Source organism: Halobacterium sp. KA-4 (genome assembly GCF_021028995.1).
Lineage (GTDB): Archaea > Halobacteriota > Halobacteria > Halobacteriales > Halobacteriaceae > Halobacterium.
Genome location: NZ_JAJJZG010000012.1, coordinates 12141 through 26595 on the forward strand (window position 1 = coordinate 12141; position 14455 = coordinate 26595).

21 protein-coding genes are annotated in these 14455 nt (G+C 58.6%); all 21 read right to left on the reverse strand.

The genetic code is table 11. The annotated features are described in order from the left end of the window. Positions 1–23: 23 nt before the first annotated feature. Positions 24–722, reverse strand: coding sequence for a hypothetical protein (locus tag LPA44_RS12090; RefSeq protein ID WP_230889832.1), 699 nt, complete (start codon positions 720–722; stop codon positions 24–26). Between the two features lie 132 nt (positions 723–854). Further along, positions 855–1907, reverse strand: coding sequence for a hypothetical protein (locus LPA44_RS12095; protein WP_230889833.1), 1053 nt, complete (start codon positions 1905–1907; stop codon positions 855–857). A gap of 92 nt (positions 1908–1999) precedes the next feature. Next, the gene (locus LPA44_RS12100; protein WP_442903383.1) at positions 2000–2701 is read right to left on the reverse strand and encodes a DUF6166 domain-containing protein; all 702 of its coding nucleotides are present in this window, start codon (positions 2699–2701) and stop codon (positions 2000–2002) included. 103 nt (positions 2702–2804) lie between these two features. After that, a complete protein-coding gene (locus LPA44_RS12105; protein WP_123115070.1) occupies positions 2805–3086 on the reverse strand; it encodes a hypothetical protein in 282 nt (93 codons plus the stop codon). 53 nt (positions 3087–3139) lie between these two features. After that, positions 3140–3505 (reverse strand): DUF7568 family protein, encoded by a 366-nt coding sequence (locus LPA44_RS12110; protein ID WP_230889835.1) that lies wholly within the window; start codon positions 3503–3505, stop codon positions 3140–3142. Beyond that, on the reverse strand, positions 3502–3807 hold the full coding sequence (locus LPA44_RS12115; RefSeq protein WP_058365830.1) for a hypothetical protein: 306 nt from the start codon (positions 3805–3807) through the stop codon (positions 3502–3504). Before LPA44_RS12115 ends, LPA44_RS12110 begins: the two co-directional genes overlap by 4 nt. Positions 3808–3860: 53 nt before the next feature. After that, complete coding sequence (locus LPA44_RS12120; RefSeq protein WP_058365829.1) at positions 3861–4082, reverse strand: hypothetical protein; 222 nt, start codon at positions 4080–4082, stop codon at positions 3861–3863. Positions 4083–4203: 121 nt separating this feature from the next. Continuing rightward, positions 4204–4899 (reverse strand): nucleotidyltransferase family protein, encoded by a 696-nt coding sequence (locus tag LPA44_RS12125; protein ID WP_058365828.1) that lies wholly within the window; start codon positions 4897–4899, stop codon positions 4204–4206. 2 nt (positions 4900–4901) lie between these two features. Then, positions 4902–5567 (reverse strand): helix-turn-helix domain-containing protein, encoded by a 666-nt coding sequence (locus LPA44_RS12130; RefSeq protein ID WP_058365827.1) that lies wholly within the window; start codon positions 5565–5567, stop codon positions 4902–4904. A gap of 37 nt (positions 5568–5604) precedes the next feature. After that, a complete protein-coding gene (locus tag LPA44_RS12135) occupies positions 5605–5886 on the reverse strand; it encodes a DUF7389 domain-containing protein (protein ID WP_123115072.1) in 282 nt (93 codons plus the stop codon). A 22-nt stretch (positions 5887–5908) separates the two neighbouring features. Continuing rightward, positions 5909–6310, reverse strand: coding sequence for a DUF6166 domain-containing protein (locus LPA44_RS12140; protein ID WP_123115219.1), 402 nt, complete (start codon positions 6308–6310; stop codon positions 5909–5911). An 82-nt stretch (positions 6311–6392) separates the two neighbouring features. Further along, positions 6393–7262: a hypothetical protein gene (locus LPA44_RS12145; protein WP_123115073.1), complete on the reverse strand. Its 870-nt coding sequence runs from the start codon at positions 7260–7262 to the stop codon at positions 6393–6395. Continuing rightward, positions 7259–8209, reverse strand: coding sequence for a winged helix DNA-binding protein (locus tag LPA44_RS12150; RefSeq protein WP_123115074.1), 951 nt, complete (start codon positions 8207–8209; stop codon positions 7259–7261). Before LPA44_RS12150 ends, LPA44_RS12145 begins: the two co-directional genes overlap by 4 nt. Before the next feature lie 61 nt (positions 8210–8270). Then, positions 8271–8840: a hypothetical protein gene (locus LPA44_RS12155; RefSeq protein ID WP_123115075.1), complete on the reverse strand. Its 570-nt coding sequence runs from the start codon at positions 8838–8840 to the stop codon at positions 8271–8273. A gap of 82 nt (positions 8841–8922) precedes the next feature. Then, positions 8923–9318, reverse strand: coding sequence for a DUF7567 family protein (locus tag LPA44_RS12160; protein WP_123115076.1), 396 nt, complete (start codon positions 9316–9318; stop codon positions 8923–8925). Positions 9319–9395: 77 nt separating this feature from the next. Next, a complete protein-coding gene (locus LPA44_RS12165; RefSeq protein WP_230889836.1) occupies positions 9396–9761 on the reverse strand; it encodes a DUF7568 family protein in 366 nt (121 codons plus the stop codon). A gap of 3 nt (positions 9762–9764) precedes the next feature. Next, entirely contained in the window at positions 9765–10256 is a 492-nt protein-coding gene (locus LPA44_RS12170; protein ID WP_006183446.1) for a hypothetical protein, read from the reverse strand. Between the two features lie 107 nt (positions 10257–10363). After that, positions 10364–10786 carry a hypothetical protein gene (locus LPA44_RS12175; protein WP_006183447.1) on the reverse strand — a complete coding sequence of 141 codons (423 nt, stop codon included), beginning with the start codon at positions 10784–10786 and terminating at the stop codon, positions 10364–10366. Positions 10787–10907: 121 nt separating this feature from the next. Further along, positions 10908–13280, reverse strand: a complete 2373-nt coding sequence (locus LPA44_RS12180) for a heavy metal translocating P-type ATPase (RefSeq protein WP_230889837.1) — start codon at positions 13278–13280, stop codon at positions 10908–10910. Positions 13281–13340: 60 nt separating this feature from the next. Next, entirely contained in the window at positions 13341–14087 is a 747-nt protein-coding gene (locus LPA44_RS12185) for a helix-turn-helix domain-containing protein (RefSeq protein WP_050051691.1), read from the reverse strand. Positions 14088–14148: 61 nt separating this feature from the next. Continuing rightward, entirely contained in the window at positions 14149–14433 is a 285-nt protein-coding gene (locus tag LPA44_RS12190) for a hypothetical protein (RefSeq protein WP_006183450.1), read from the reverse strand. Between the last annotated feature and the right edge of the window lie 22 nt (positions 14434–14455).

Below are 14455 nucleotides of genomic sequence, written 5' to 3' on the forward strand. Positions count from 1 at the left end.
ATAGCTTATTGGGAGACCTGGAATCACTCCCTATTTTTCAATTTGACCTCTGGGAGGTATAGCTCCATCATGTCCTTATGTTGCTCGATTTTTTCTTCTGGGTAATTTGTAATATGGGAGTTCCTCTTGCTATATTCAAAGTAGGACTCCAGTTTCTTACGGAGCTCGTTCGCCAATTCCCTATTGCTTGGATTGAACCATTTGTACCACTGGTATTGGAAATCATTAGGGGTGAAAGAACGGGCAGAATCATGGATTGCAATTCCAAATGGTGGCGCATCTTCTTCAACACCATATGCTTCCACCATTGGCGGACCAATTAGGAGAGACTCAATATTTTGGCTGTACTCCTCGTCGTCAAATTCAATCGGAAAATCTTTACCCTCAACTATCGGACCAAATGAGATTCCTCCACGGATAATGAACATACCCTCTGTGTCCCTTTCAAGTACCTGATGTGCTGCATTTTCGAAAGCAACCTCGATAAATTCAGTTAGATCTTGAATGTCCTCTGAAACTATATAAACTCCGTCCATCATTGGGTATATCGTGAGCCCATCGCTCTCAACCTCTTTAGCTAAAATTTGGAAATTCAAAATCTTCTGTGCGGCTACAGAGATATTCTGATACATATTATTACCAGTACCCATGATATCCATCCAACAAACATAGGAATATTTGGGCTCAGGTGACGGTAAACTGTCGTCGTAGCTATTGGTCATAAGTTCTCCCCATTAACTGGGTCTCGTTGAGTTGTACAGGTGTGCATAGCTTGTATTGTCATCCAAAGTTTCTTATTCCCTCCTAAAGTTACTCTAGATAGGGCGGTGCCCCACAGGGGCGCTTCCTGGTTCCTATTCATACTCCATTTCCTCCAAGAAGTCATCGCTACTCAGTATGTGAATATCCTTGGAGGGATTAAGATCCCTGAGCAGTTTTGGGACGTCGGCATCGGTTCCCCTAGTATAGACAATATGGTCACCGCTCCTAACGACAGAGGGCAACCGATGTGGTTCCATTTTCACCACACAGCCTGCATTGTCTTGAGCCCATTTTCGGGCGTAAGCATGGAAATCTGTTTGAGGCAGTACACGTTGATCAAAGCCTGAGAAAATATCGTCATATATGAACATAGCTGGATGAGGGAAATGAAGTTCGCTCTGGATCGAATAACGATGGGTAGGGACAATATGATCTGAGTTTTCATGATTTTCGCTAACAGACTCCGCATTTACCCTTGGCCCTGAACTGTCGATATATTCGCCAGTGACTGTACCATGTGCGGCCGAGGGCAATTCATCGTAATCTTTGTTCTTAGGCAGAGTTCTAGCTAAGTTGTTAGAAATGAGATCAGCTGTAGACAATGATGGGTAGGTTGAGTCGCCATGAGGCACGATTTTCAGATCAAATTGGTTTCCAACATATTTCCACGCCTTCGTAATCTTCCCTTGAACATTGTCTAACCAAGCCTCATCAGGGACATCATCCCAATCAGCAGTATTTCGGTGGAAATCCCATAACGTAATTATGGGGAAAAATTGGCTTAGATAATCGTCGGTATAACGAATACCCGATATTTCTTTTCCACCTTCTCCAATAACCACATCATCTTTGAACCATCCGACGGTAATGTGGATATTCTTTATTGCTGGATTGTTCGCTAACCGTTCTATAATATCATCTACGGCTTTAGTAATCTCGAAAGTGGGCACTCTGTTTTGAACATCACTTGATTTAATAGTATTATGACCTAGCTCTATATCATATTCATCTACGAAATCAGAGACTTGTTCAAAATAATACTCGTCGAAATTAGAACCGCTACTTACCTCTAATGCAACGCCAACGAGATAGACTCCATCATCATCTTGATGTTTTGAGGCATCGACTGCCACGAACTCCGCCATTGTTGAAAGTCGTATTTTTATCCCGCAGCATTATACTTTCCGTTATATTGAGTTTGAGCACCGCGAAAACGTCGCCTACTCCTGATCCCGATCTATCTGACATCCCCCTCTTTGGGATCAACGAGGTCGTTGCTCTCAGCCACGAGTTCCTGAACAGCGGGCGCAGGGTCATCCTCGACCGGGAGCGTTCGCACGTCGAGCGGGGCGGGATACGCTCGGTCGCCCTGAGCGCAGAGTAGAATGAGCCATTCCTCGCTCCCGTCGCCGAGAACGACGTAGTGGTCGATGTCCCGGCGTTGGAAGACCGTCTGGACTGACCGGCTCACGGCGCTCCAATTCGCCGGCAGCGATGGCGACGGTTCCCCACCATCTGGAGTGAGGGGATGGTTGTCCTGGAACTCGGCACGTGCGGCTTCAATGTCGTCGCCGGTGAGATGCCAGCAGTCAGCCGGGCCATCGCACGCTAGTTGGCTCACCACCGCGTTGCGGAACTGGATGTAGTGCTGGTGGGCGCCGCTCTCGTAGTAGTAGTAGTAGTAGTAGTCGAGCAGGAGCGCGCAGGCGAGTTGCGCCGGACCGCTCCCTGTGTAGCCCCAGTCGAATCCTGATGGGCTATGTCGCGCGAGCTCGAGGCTTCGGTCGGGGGAGAGGCGCTCGTGCTCTGTGAGCTTCAGCACCACCGGAGTTCCGTCGACGCGCATGCCTACGTACTCGACGTGGTCTGCGTTTGCCTGGCACCGTTCACTATCATCCTGTACTGCCGCTCGTGGGTGGTTGGTCGAATTCGTCTTCATAGGTCGAACGCGGGTCTTCGAATTCCCCGCACCCCTCTGTGGGGTCGAAAAACCCATGCCAGACGAGCGTACTCGAGGAGACTAATGCGCTCTCGCTGAATGTTCAGTGGATATAGAAGATTATCTTGTCCGGGCTCTCACCCATACTGAGGCCTGTACCGACGCAGTAGCTATCCGCATCTTCGATGGCTTTGATGATGGGCAAGAGGTCTTCGGTGCCGTTCTTCGCCTCGACGTGTTCCTTAATCTCATCCGCGTACTGATCCAACTGGGTGACCTTGGACTTTGATGGGTCAACCTTCGCTGTTCCGTGCTCAAGGATTGTTTCAGGAACATCGAGATCCTTTGTTTCGTCGACCGGTTCACCGCACTCTGTACAATCCATGGTGGATCTCACGACGCCGGTTTTCTAAGGCTTTGTCTGTTCTACTAGGGGAATTAGCGCTCGGCGCCGTAGACGATTGCTGAGCGGCTTTCGTAGCCGCAGTCTCGACACTCGAACCACCGTTGTACCTTCGCGCCGTCAGCACTCTTCTGGACGACGACGACGTCTTCGTTAGGACACTCTGGACAGGGTAGTTCAGGCTGAGGGCGCTTTCGGAGTTCGTCACGAAGTGATGTGGCTTCCTTCGTCGCGAATCCGCGCGACCATACGGGATAGCCGTCGACGAGAATCGCGGCCCGCCACTTATGCACGTACGAGTCCGGCGCTCGGTGCAGGGCTGCTCGAACGTTGATCTCTGTATTTCGGTACGCCAGGATTGGAGTACGGCTCTCTCGCGTCCAATTGGTGAGTCGTGTCATCGTTGTTCCTCGAAAAGACAGCGAGCGGCCGCATCGTCGCCGGCGAGCGTCTGCTGGTCCTCGGCTGTATCGGCGAAGAGACTGGACTGTTCACCCTCGGATGGTTGCTCAACTTCAGGCCGGTCGTCGACGCCGAACTCACTCGACTCGGGCCGATCGAGACGTGAATCCCGGTCGCGATGATCCACGTCAGCGCCGAAGTCCTCGAGTGAGGTTTCGACGCTCGTCTCTGTGACTTCGAGCTGGCCATCATCACCGAACGCGGTCTGCTGTTGAATCTCGATTTCGGGTCGCTCGCTCATTTGGATTGAGCCTCCACCCACCGAGGCTCCGACAGACACCTCCGAGTGTCGCGTCAGTCGCCCTGGGAGCGGATCTCGGTAGCCCGCTGTTTGAGTCGGCGGAGGATCTGGACCCGTTGCTGATTCGCGTTCTCGTAGGCGACGCAGGCTCGCAGCGTCTCCATGTCGTTGATCGTCACGATACCGGCGTTGATGAGTCGCGTGCTTGGTGGGTCGAGCCGTTGCTCCGGTGTGAGACCATCTGGTTCTGCAGCTTGGTCTGACGAGTCACTCACGTATGTTCGCCTCCGCCTTTTCAAGGCGGCAACAAACCGCTCTAACTCGCTTTCCGTCTTCCGTAGCTACGGGAACGGATTCGCAGCTACCGGTACTGCTGCTGTCGCGGTGACCGCTGTCTCACTTCTGTTGTCGCTTGAGAAACTCGAGGAGGATCTCGATGTCCTCAGCCGATGCCGACGATTGGCCGAACAAGCTCTTGAATCGGTGATCGAGTCCGCCCTCTTCGATGAACGCTTGTGCGTCACTGAGCTGTTCCCGAAGGGCATCAGCATCGCCGCGATGCAGATGTGTCTCGACTAGATCTAAGTCGATCGAGGGGATCGCAGCAAGGACATCTGCGAGATCCGTTTTCCGGCCACTATGGAGCTTGGCGGCAACGAGCACTTCCCCATCAGCGGCTCGTGCAGTCGTCGACCGAGTCCCGCCTGAAATCGTCGTCGGGGAGCTGTGCGTGCATAGATAGTCGAACGACCACTCTGCTTCGGTTTGTCGACACCCAAGTCCGTTCACGAGAATGTCCACACCGACCGGATGGGGCAGTCCTTCGGTTCGTTCGAAGCAGTCGATTTCCCGGTTGTAGATTGTCTCTTCTGCTGGGACTTCGAACTCGGTTGTCCGTTCGAAGCCATGTTGTTCCAGAAACGCCACGACGTCCTTGTAGTCATCTGGTGCAATGACGAGGTCGAGGTCGGTCGAGAACCGCGTCTCGAACTGACTGATCGCGTATCCACCAACGAGGACGAATCCAATGTTTGACTGCTCCAGTTCATCGAGGACTTGGATGAGCGCGTCACTGCGGTCTTCCTGGCTCATGCTCAGGCGGGCTCTCGGCGATAATTCGCATCGGTGTCGACGTCGTCGTACATTCGGCCGAGCATGTCGAGGGCAGACTGAAAGGTTGCGTAGTACTCGTTCGCGAATGCCACGGTTTCCTGAAGCGGAATGACAGGCCGTCCGTCGACCATCTCGGCATCGATCTGTGGCCGGGGCTCGAGGACAACCTGAATGGCGCAATCAAGGTCTTCAGCGGGCTGGCGTTCTTCCGCAGTCGGGATTCCGAACCGATCGAAGAATGTCTCCCAGGCGTCGACGTCCTGCTCGCGAACAGCGATGAACAGGGGATAATCCTCCGGGTCGCGAGCGACTTGGTAGCCGCCCTGGGTCCAGACGTATACTGCATCGATGGATGTGAATGCATAGTCCAGGCCGGCGAACTGCGGGATGACGTACGCCTCCGAGATGGATGGTGGTGAGATGTCTGCTGCCGTCGTCAGGAACTCGAGACCGGCGTCTCGGAGCGTCTGATCGACGAGCTGGAGGCCATCATCGTACGCGACGTATCCCGCTTCTTCGATGCGGTTCATGACGCGCCGAATCGTCTCTCGGTTCTCGTCGATCTTTCGCGCGACGCCGGAGATGGAATCGCCTTGGTCAAGCGCGAGGATGACCTTGAGTTCCTTCTCACCGCATACTTCGTACATCCTATGGTTACACAATTCTGTGCAACACCTAAAAGAATTACTCTTCGTGTGGGGCTGCTGGCTGGATCTGGCGAGCGTCCTCAGCGAGATCGTGAATGTACTCCCGGAGGATTTCCATGTCCTCGCGGGCATCTTCGAGCGTCTTGCCTTTCGCTTTGGCCACGATTTTGTCCTGATCGCGGGTGCCAGTGCCGCGAGTGAGCTTCACGGTGAGTGAGACGCCGACGTCGCTTCGCTCGACGTACTCGGTTGGTGCCTGTCGCTCAGTGTTCTCCGTCGATTCGGCGGACATGTGCGACTGCTGAGTGGGTTCTGCCATGGATTGCTCTCTAGAATGGATTTCAGGCGGACAGCGCAACCGGTTCGTCGGCGAGCTCGCGACGGGCTGCGTCGATCTCGCGTCCAGTGAGCCGCCAGCACCCATCGGGTCCTGTACACTCTAGCTGGCTCACGACGTCTGTCTTGAATTCCATGTATTCAGCGAGGGCGACGTCCTCGTCGTCGGTGTAATCGAGCAGGAGTGCAAGCGCGAGTTGGGCCGGTCCACTGCCACAATACCCAACCTCGAATCCGCTTGGACTGTGATTTACTAGTTCAAGACTTCGCTCCGGTGTCAGCTGTTCTTCGCCGGGTCGTTTCTCGACGATAACGCGGCCTTGACGACGGTAACCGACGTAGACGACATCGGAATTATCCGAGATCCGTGACTGTTCGTGCGAGTGTGGGTTGCTTATTCCACTCATCGGTTGGTCCGCGGAGGCTCCTTCGAACACCCCCCGCACCCCTCGGGGGGCGACAAACAACAACTGCGGACGAAGTACCAGTTCACCGGCGTCGAACCGTCTCGCCGTCGCGCTCGAGAATCTGCTTGGTGACCAGTCGGTCAATTGCGTCATCGACGGCATTTTCCTGGTGGTCCGACAGCGCCCGCACATTCGCGAGGACGCGCTCTCGGATCGTGTCGACGTCGTCGATCCCATCGTCCACTGCTCCAAGAACGGTGTATTCGATTTCGAATTCTGTCGCAAATTCTTCGATACGGGCGGTGAACGTGTTTGGGAGTCCCGAGAGGGAGTTCACCGCCATCTCGATTGCGAACAGCGGATGCGAGCGGTCGCGGATCTGCTGTGCTTCAGTCGCGCCGGTGTTGAACGGTCGCTGCTCGTTGATCTCGTTCAGAATCACCTCGTAGTTTACCCCTCGCTGGGCGTACGTCCGTATATCCTCGATGTCGCGTCGCCGGCCACTTGCTAGGTCACCACCGGAAACCGCTTTGAGCAAGAACATATCCTCATCGGAGAGGACGAATGCTGTCGCGTGGGTCCCGACCCAGAACTCCGCGGCCCGGTCGTGCATCCGGTCGGTGATCCAGACTTTTCCGACGATCTGCCGTTCGAAGAGATCGATCCGAAACCCGCGATCTTCGTGATGTAGTTCGACGGTTTTTCCGACGCCCTCGAACGACTCCGTCGGTTCATCGACAACCGTGAATCCCTGCGACGTGAGCGTCTGGTGGACGTGCTCGAACTCGGACACCACACCCACTGCGAGATCGATATCTTCGGTCTGGTCTTTCAATCCCCGCACTGTCATCGCAGATCCGCCGAGGAGATACACCGTCACGGACTCCGAGAGCCAACTGTCGAACTCCTCGAGGAACGCTTTGATCGCCTCGCCACCCTTGAATACAGTCATACGACTCCGTACTGCTCTTTGAGCGCCATAAATTCTGATTCACTTGGAAGGACGACAGGGAGCTCGTCCGCGTCCTCAACCCCTTCCTGCAGTGCCTGGTACATCGCAGCGATCGTGGATTCCAGATCGTACCACGCTGCAGTGTCTGTGAGCGTCTCTTGGTCGATGTCCAACTTTTCGATCAACAGCATTGCATAGCTAACGCGACGGGAGCCGCTATCGAGAACGAGCGTGTGACACACTACGTCGGCGGGCGTGAGTTCCTCGTCGGGTGCATACCAGAACGCGGGTTCGCCCGCGAGGAAGAACTGTAGCCCGTATTCCTCGAATCGACCGAGTCCAGTAACCTGCCACTCAGGGGCGTCCAGGAGCGTGTCCGCATCCTCGGTGGTCTGCACGCGGACGAGTGCGCGTTTCGGGTCGCACCACTCGACGGTTGCACTCGGCGCGAGCTCCCGGGCTCGTGTTCGGTGCTCGTGGGTCACGACGGCCTGCGCGAACGCCAGCAGCGGTGCGAGGTCCTCGCTCACCGCATACTCGGGGCCGGACGGGGACAGCATCACCCGATGTTTGAGCGGCGACAGCGCCTTATGAACGCCTTGTCGAGTAATCTCGAGTCGCTCTGCAATCTCGGATACTCGGCGGGGCTCGTCGAGAAACCAGCACACCTGGAGGGTAGCAGGCGAGAGGAGGTCGGCCCATTCAACGTGGCTGAGTTCCGACTGCAACGTCCGGTATGCTTCAATGACCGGGTGGTCCGCGACACGGACTTGCCGCTGGTTGTTGGGCCCGCGGCGTTCGACCAAGAGCCCCGCGTCCAGCAAGTCATCGAGCACCTCGTAGATGTGTGCCTGTGAATACCCGGTTTCCGTTGCGAGGTCTACTGGCGTCGCCTCGCGACCGGTACTCAGCGCGTCAATCACGGCGAGTCCGGCCTTTGAAATCATCTGTGTATACCCTAACACCCACTCGTATAAATACGCTTCTGGATTTAGGTTGACGAACTAGCTATCCAGTAACCAGGTTTGTGAGTGCATCCTCGAGCGACCCGTGGAACTGCCAGCTCGCCCGCTCGAAGGCCTCGTCGGTCGGACCGTCCCAGCGGGGGAACGCGGAGTGACCGCTCACTTTGACGGTCCACTCGGTCGGCTCGTCGAACGGGTTCTCTGTCGGGAGTTCCACGACGTAGAGGTATTCCTCGTCGCCGTGGATGCCGTCGGCCGGATTCTCGACGCCGTGGCCCAGCAGGAACAGCGGCTGGTCCAAGTGCTCCATATTGGACGGCTCAAGGAGATCCGCTGGCTGAGCCGCGTCGATCGTTCGCTCTGGGTCGCCATCCAGATAGAGGTCGACCGTCGAGAGCTTGTCGAGGAACACGAACGTCGCCGCCGTGTAGCCCGGTCCCCGCTCTGCGCGGGTCGCATCGAGAAGCTCTTTCAGCTGTACGAGCTCCCGGAGGACGCTCCCCGGGTAGCCGTCCGAATGCCGGTACACCTGCGCGACGCGGTCGGCGCTGCCATCTGTCTCACCGGTCTGTTCGACTCGTTGGACGAATCGGAGTTGGCTCCGTGTCGACATCGGTACTCGCCGGCGCGTGTGCGCCGGCACCCATCGCCGGCGCTGAAACAACACCACACAGTCGTAGCGGGATTGCAATCCGCTACGCGAGATGTGACACCTCGTCTGGTTCCTCCATGTCGTCGAATTCACCACGCTCGACCGGCTCCCAATCCTCCCCAGGTGCTGGACTCCACCAGTCGGTTTTGTAGGCCCCCGGTGCACCGAGGATTTTCACCCGTGCCGAGCCGTCAGGCAGGTCGCGACGGAGCTTCTCGTCGACGTGGAGGTTCCACGTCGAGTGGGTGTCGAAGCAGGCGAGGACGGCCTCCTCGTAGCCGCGTGTCTCCCGTGACTCTTGCAGTTTGACCTGCGTATTGCAATTCTTGCAGAACACCCCCTCAAAGGGAATGTGACTGAATACCTCGTGCCCGCAGACGGGGCACCAGAGGAACTCGAACAGTGCTTCGCTGTGACGGTCGATGCCTTCCAGACTCATCTGTGGATCTGGCCCGATTGAGACGGGCCACCCATCCCGGCCCAAAATAAACGTCACCGCAGATACGTTCCAATCAATCAGCGCTCGGCGCCGTACACGATTCTCGAGGATGCTTCGTACCCACAGCTCCGACACTCGAACCAGCGCTGAACCTTCGCGCCGTCAGCCGTTTTTCCACCGATTGCTATATCGCTGTTCGGACACTCGGGACAACTCAGTTCGGGCGCTGGCCGGTCACGGAGCTCGTCACGGAACGATTTCGCGTCCTTCGTCTCGTACCCCCGCGACCACACTGGGTAGCCGTCGACGAGGATTACGCCACGCCACTTGTAGCGGTATGAATCCGGCGCTCGGTGTAAGACCGCCCGAGCGCCGGTCTCGGTATTCCGGTATGCGAGTGTGGGCGTGCGGCTCTCGCGCTTCCAGTTTGTGATCCGGGACATCTGTTAGAAGTGGACGTCGGCGGGCACGATCCAGAGCTCCTCGCTCTCCTCCAGCACTCGATCCAGCTGCTCACGGTGACGGATCCCGTTCGCATATTCGTTGTACAGGAAGATCGTTGGCCCGTCGTAGGCGCCAACCTGGTGGAAGGCGTGCCGAGCGAGATCTTCGTCGCGCATGATCTCCTCATCGGAGAGCTCGTCGATGGCCTCTTTCACCCGGTCGAGATTCCGCTCGAACTCCTCTTTCGTCGCCTCCCAGCCACGCTCAAGCAGGTCTTGGCCGGCATCGGAGTCGACGGGGGCTGCAGTCGGCAATTCACCCCATCGCGCCTTCCCCGCAACGGACGTGTCCTCCTCATCGAACGTCACGTGGTAGTCGAAGACTGCGCCGGCGTGTGGGTCCGCGCCGACCAGGCGGTCGAACACCGACTTTCCGCTGGCCAGTGCGTCGTCGTGGGTCGATTCTTCTACCAGAGCGTAAATTACCATGTGCATCTCGAACACCTCGAAACGCCGACGCACCGGGAGTGGTTGATCGTTCGCTCCTGCTGCGCCGGCACCCATCGCCGGCGCTCGAAAAACCCTGATCTAGCGGTCGATTCTTAGGACTCGTTCGTTCGATCGACTGTGATGGTCAGGTTTCCGGACTCGTAGTCAGCTTCGAAGTCGACGGTGAACGCATCCGAGTCATATGCGGCGTGGTAGGCGCGGTGACGCCTTAGCGAGCCCGTCGCCTTGAAGTGGAAGAACGCAGCCGACGTGTAGGGCTTACTCTGCGTCTCGATTTGCGTCTCAACTGACGCCGGAAGTGCAATCTGTGGCGTGTCGGTGTCAATACTCGCAGCGAACTCCTTCGCTTCCTCGACGGTCGCCTGTGAATGTGCGGGCGTCTCGCCAGTGAGCACGTTCACCGGTGTCTCCGTCTCATCGGTGAACAGGACATCGTGGAAGGTGCGCGTCCCGAGGACTGCGTCGGGATCTAACTCGCAATCGTGGAATGGATCGTCGTCTGAATTCTCGGGCATCAAATCACGAGCCAACGGTGGGGCTCAGTCCTTTCTGCCCCAGACAAACCACAACTAGTCTCGATGTAGCGGAGGTAAGTCCCGAAAGAAGAGCGTCCTGCCCGCACTTCCCGCCGCAGAATCAGGCGTCGATGATTCGATCGGGCTCGATTCGTGACAACCGCATCGCGTTCCCGGTGACGCCGAGGCTCATCCCCATATCTCCGACAACGACTGCCAGCGCAACGCTGACCAGGCCCAGCGGCACGCCTAACGCGAGCAGAAGCTTCACGCCGAGGCTCGCCCAGATGTTCTGCCGGATCACGCCGTTGGCCGTATGCGACAGGTCGTACAGGTACGGGAGTTTCCCGATGTCGTCGCCCATCAACGCAATATCAGCCGTTTCGAGGGCGGTGTCGGTGCCCGCCGCGCCCATCGCGATGCCGACCTCCGCAGTGGCCAGCGCGGGGGCGTCATTGATGCCGTCGCCGACCATCGCGACCTCCCCGTACTCCGCCTGTAACTCCTCGACTGCGTCGACCTTCTCGTCGGGTAGGAGTTCGGCGCGATATTCATCGACACCGACCTGCTCGGCGATGGCGCGGGCGGTGCCCTCGTTGTCCCCGGTCAGCATCACCACGCGCTCGACGCCCAGCTCGTGCAGGCGTTCGACAGCCCGCTTCGAGGCCGGGCGCACCTCGTCGGCGATGGCGATTGCACCCAGCAGTTCCGACTCCGTCCCGACGATAACGACCGTCTTGCCCTCCCGCTCCAGTGAGGTGAGCGCGTCCTCGGCGAACGCCCCGTCGTCGGCCTCGGTCGCCTCTTCCGCCACGACGCCGCCGTCTGTCTCGCGGCGTGCTCGAGCGAGGTCGAAGCCCAGCTCCTCGAAGAGCGCGGGCTTGCCCGCATAGTACGTCTCGCCGTCGATCTCGCCCCGGATGCCCTTCCCCGTGAGGCTCTCGAAGCCACTCGGGTCGGGCAGGTCGCCCACGCCCGCCTCCTCAGCACGGGCGAGAATCGCCGCAGCGATGGGGTGCTCACTGCGCCGCTCCAGCCCGGCGGCGCGACGGAGCAGATCATCCTCAGTGGTGTCGCCGACCGGGACGACATCGGTGACGGCGAGTTCGCCCTTCGTGAGCGTCCCCGTCTTGTCGAGCGCGACGGCATCGACTTCGCCCATCGCTTCGAGGTAGTTGCCGCCCTTGATCAGGACGCCGTTCTTCGCGGCGCTGGTGATGCCCGACACCACCGAGACGGGTGTGGAGATGACGAACGCACAGGGGCAGGCGATTACCAGCAGGGTGAGCCCGCGGATGAACCAGGTCTGCCAGTCGCCGGCGAAAGTGAACCCGTACCCGGCCACGTCCACCGAGATGGGGTCGGCGATAACCAGCGGCGGGATAGCGGCGGTCAGGATTGCCAGCACGACGACGAGGGGTGTGTAGTAGCCGGAGAAGCGGTCGACGAACTGCTCAGACTCGGTCTTCTTCGCCTGTGCGCCCTGTACCATCTCGATGATGCGCGAGAGCGTCGAATCGCCAGCGGTCGAGGTGACCTCTACCTCGAGGTACCCCTCTTCGTTGATCGCGCCGGCGTAGACCTCGTCGCCGGCAGTCTTGTCGACGGGGACGCTCTCGCCCGTGATCGGCGACTGGTCGACTGCACTCTCGCCGTCGATGACCGTTCCGTCGAGCGGAATCTTGTCGCCGGGGCGGACGACGACGGTCTCGCCAACGTCGACCTCCTCGGCGGGAACGGTCACTTCCTCACCATCGCGAAGGACGGTCGCCTCGTCGGGCGAGAGTTCCATCAGCTCGCGCAGGGAGTCCCGTGCCCTGTCCATCGCGTAGTCCTCGAGCAGCTCGGCGATGCTGAATAGGACGGCCAGCGTGGCGGCCTCGACGAAGTAGCCGATACCGGTCGCCGCGATGATCGCCGTCCCCATCAGCAGGTCGATGTCGAGGCTTCGGTTCTTCGCGGAGTAGTACCCGCTACGGACGACGGGGATGCCGCTGGCGGCGACGGCGCCGAGGAACAGGACATCTGCGATGTGGAGCGGGTACTCGAGGACGCTCGCCACCGTGACGTTCTGTCCGGTGAGGAGGAATTCGAAGAGGAGGCCGAGCGTGACGAACGCCGCGCCGAGCCACGTCTTCTTCGCGCGAGGACTCGTCCAGACCTCCGATGGTGGCGCGATGTCGACGCCGTCGGTCGCCTGGTTGTCCTCATCATCGCCCTCAGCGTCCGAGCCCCCGACGACCTCGTAGCCGGCGCCTTCAATCGCCTTGATTACGTCGGCTTCGCTAGTCCGATCAGGGTCGTACGTGACGTTGGCCGTGCCGGTGGTCGGCTGGAGCGTGGCGTCAGTAATGCCGTCGACACGCTGGAGGCTCTTGTCCACCTTTTGGGCGCAAGAGGGACAGTCCATCTCGGGAACGGCGAGGCGGGCGGTCAGCTCACGTCGCTGTCCGCCGCCGCTCGTTCCTCCTGCTGCGTCCGGATTCTCTGTCATCACGTCACGGTAGGAGCGGGAGTTCGATATGTCTTTGTTGGAATATTCCAACTACGGCCCTCAGTGGGATGCCAGCCGTTCTTCCGCTACCCGCTCGCCGGCGACATGTTGCTTCGCCAAATGTTCTTCCGCCCGACGGAGTCGGTAGGTGAGTGTTGACCGTGGCACGTCGAGATGCTCTGCGAGTTCTCCAACATCGACCTCGCGGGGTGATTCGTAGTAGCCGTGTTCGACGGCGGCCTGGAGAGCAGCCTCTTGGGCTGGAGGCAATCCACTTGGTGTTCCGTCGCTTCCCCTAGCTGATGTTGTGTCCGCTGTGCGGAGCATCTCCATCTGGGCGCACTCCCCGACGGCGACTTTGAGAGCGTCGAAGAACGCCGCCACGTCGCCATCGCCGGAGTGGATGAGTCGCCACGTGTAGTGGCGGCCCTCGTGACGAGTCTCGAACAGCACGCCGTCGCCGAGGTGGTCGCGAGCGATGTGGGGGACTGAGGCGCAGGTCGGAGTGCGCTCCCAATCTGAGTAGAGGATGAGCGCGTCGTCCGTGCGGTCGAGGACGCGGGTGGTCTGTGTGGCGTTGCAGTCCTCGGTGGCGAGACAGTCAGCGTAGTAGTCGCCGTTGAGAAAGGCGTCCTCGATGGCGTTGAGCGCCTCAGGCGTACCGGTGGCATGGTCGACCCGCCAGAGACGCTCGGCAGTGGCGTGCAGCGAGAGCGAGCGAACGCGAGCGTCGGGGTGGTCGGCGAGGGCGTCCGCCACCCTGTTGCAGCCGGGCTCGTATTCGAGAGCGAAGACGAGTTCGCGCATACCCCGTCTAAGGCCTGCTACGACATAACCCATGGCCTGCAGCGTTGTCGACCAGTAGATCTCAGATTACGTCGTCAGGGTCGTGAACTTCCTGCATTCGCTGTGCTTCGGCCGCGTATTGCTCCTGGAGGTCGGGGTCATCGACCATGCCAAGATTGCCGGGTTCAGCATCGACTGCTGCTGTCGTATCTCGGACGTCGGTGAAGGACGTGAGTGCGCGTTCCTTCCGATAGTACTGTTCTCCATCGGGTGTTGCGTAGGTGAGGATGATCAGGTTCTGCTCGTCATCGGAGTACGTCCGTTCGACAAGCCAAACACGAACGTCATCTTCAGACTGATTTGACATACTTAGACATCCCCCGATATCC

Excerpts from the sequence above, each read along its gene's own strand:
- LPA44_RS12190 (WP_006183450.1), bottom strand. The coding sequence starts at position 14,433 with ATGTCAAATCAGTCTGAAGATGACGTTCGTGTTTGGCTTGTCGAACGG.
- LPA44_RS12090 (WP_230889832.1), bottom strand. The coding sequence starts at position 722 with ATGACCAATAGCTACGACGACAGTTTACCGTCACCTGAGCCCAAATAT.
- LPA44_RS12165 (WP_230889836.1), bottom strand. The coding sequence starts at position 9,761 with ATGTCCCGGATCACAAACTGGAAGCGCGAGAGCCGCACGCCCACACTC.
- LPA44_RS12125 (WP_058365828.1), bottom strand. The coding sequence starts at position 4,899 with ATGAGCCAGGAAGACCGCAGTGACGCGCTCATCCAAGTCCTCGATGAA.
- LPA44_RS12110 (WP_230889835.1), bottom strand. The coding sequence starts at position 3,505 with ATGACACGACTCACCAATTGGACGCGAGAGAGCCGTACTCCAATCCTG.
- LPA44_RS12130 (WP_058365827.1), bottom strand. The coding sequence starts at position 5,567 with ATGTACGAAGTATGCGGTGAGAAGGAACTCAAGGTCATCCTCGCGCTT.
- LPA44_RS12115 (WP_058365830.1), bottom strand. The coding sequence starts at position 3,807 with ATGAGCGAGCGACCCGAAATCGAGATTCAACAGCAGACCGCGTTCGGT.
- LPA44_RS12180 (WP_230889837.1), bottom strand. The coding sequence starts at position 13,280 with ATGACAGAGAATCCGGACGCAGCAGGAGGAACGAGCGGCGGCGGACAG.
- LPA44_RS12145 (WP_123115073.1), bottom strand. The coding sequence starts at position 7,262 with ATGACTGTATTCAAGGGTGGCGAGGCGATCAAAGCGTTCCTCGAGGAG.
- LPA44_RS12100 (WP_442903383.1), bottom strand. The coding sequence starts at position 2,701 with ATGAAGACGAATTCGACCAACCACCCACGAGCGGCAGTACAGGATGAT.
- LPA44_RS12160 (WP_123115076.1), bottom strand. The coding sequence starts at position 9,318 with ATGAGTCTGGAAGGCATCGACCGTCACAGCGAAGCACTGTTCGAGTTC.
- LPA44_RS12140 (WP_123115219.1), bottom strand. The coding sequence starts at position 6,310 with ATGAGTGGAATAAGCAACCCACACTCGCACGAACAGTCACGGATCTCG.
- LPA44_RS12150 (WP_123115074.1), bottom strand. The coding sequence starts at position 8,209 with ATGATTTCAAAGGCCGGACTCGCCGTGATTGACGCGCTGAGTACCGGT.
- LPA44_RS12185 (WP_050051691.1), bottom strand. The coding sequence starts at position 14,087 with ATGCGCGAACTCGTCTTCGCTCTCGAATACGAGCCCGGCTGCAACAGG.
- LPA44_RS12095 (WP_230889833.1), bottom strand. The coding sequence starts at position 1,907 with ATGGCGGAGTTCGTGGCAGTCGATGCCTCAAAACATCAAGATGATGAT.
- LPA44_RS12175 (WP_006183447.1), bottom strand. The coding sequence starts at position 10,786 with ATGCCCGAGAATTCAGACGACGATCCATTCCACGATTGCGAGTTAGAT.
- LPA44_RS12170 (WP_006183446.1), bottom strand. The coding sequence starts at position 10,256 with ATGCACATGGTAATTTACGCTCTGGTAGAAGAATCGACCCACGACGAC.
- LPA44_RS12105 (WP_123115070.1), bottom strand. The coding sequence starts at position 3,086 with ATGGATTGTACAGAGTGCGGTGAACCGGTCGACGAAACAAAGGATCTC.
- LPA44_RS12155 (WP_123115075.1), bottom strand. The coding sequence starts at position 8,840 with ATGTCGACACGGAGCCAACTCCGATTCGTCCAACGAGTCGAACAGACC.
- LPA44_RS12135 (WP_123115072.1), bottom strand. The coding sequence starts at position 5,886 with ATGGCAGAACCCACTCAGCAGTCGCACATGTCCGCCGAATCGACGGAG.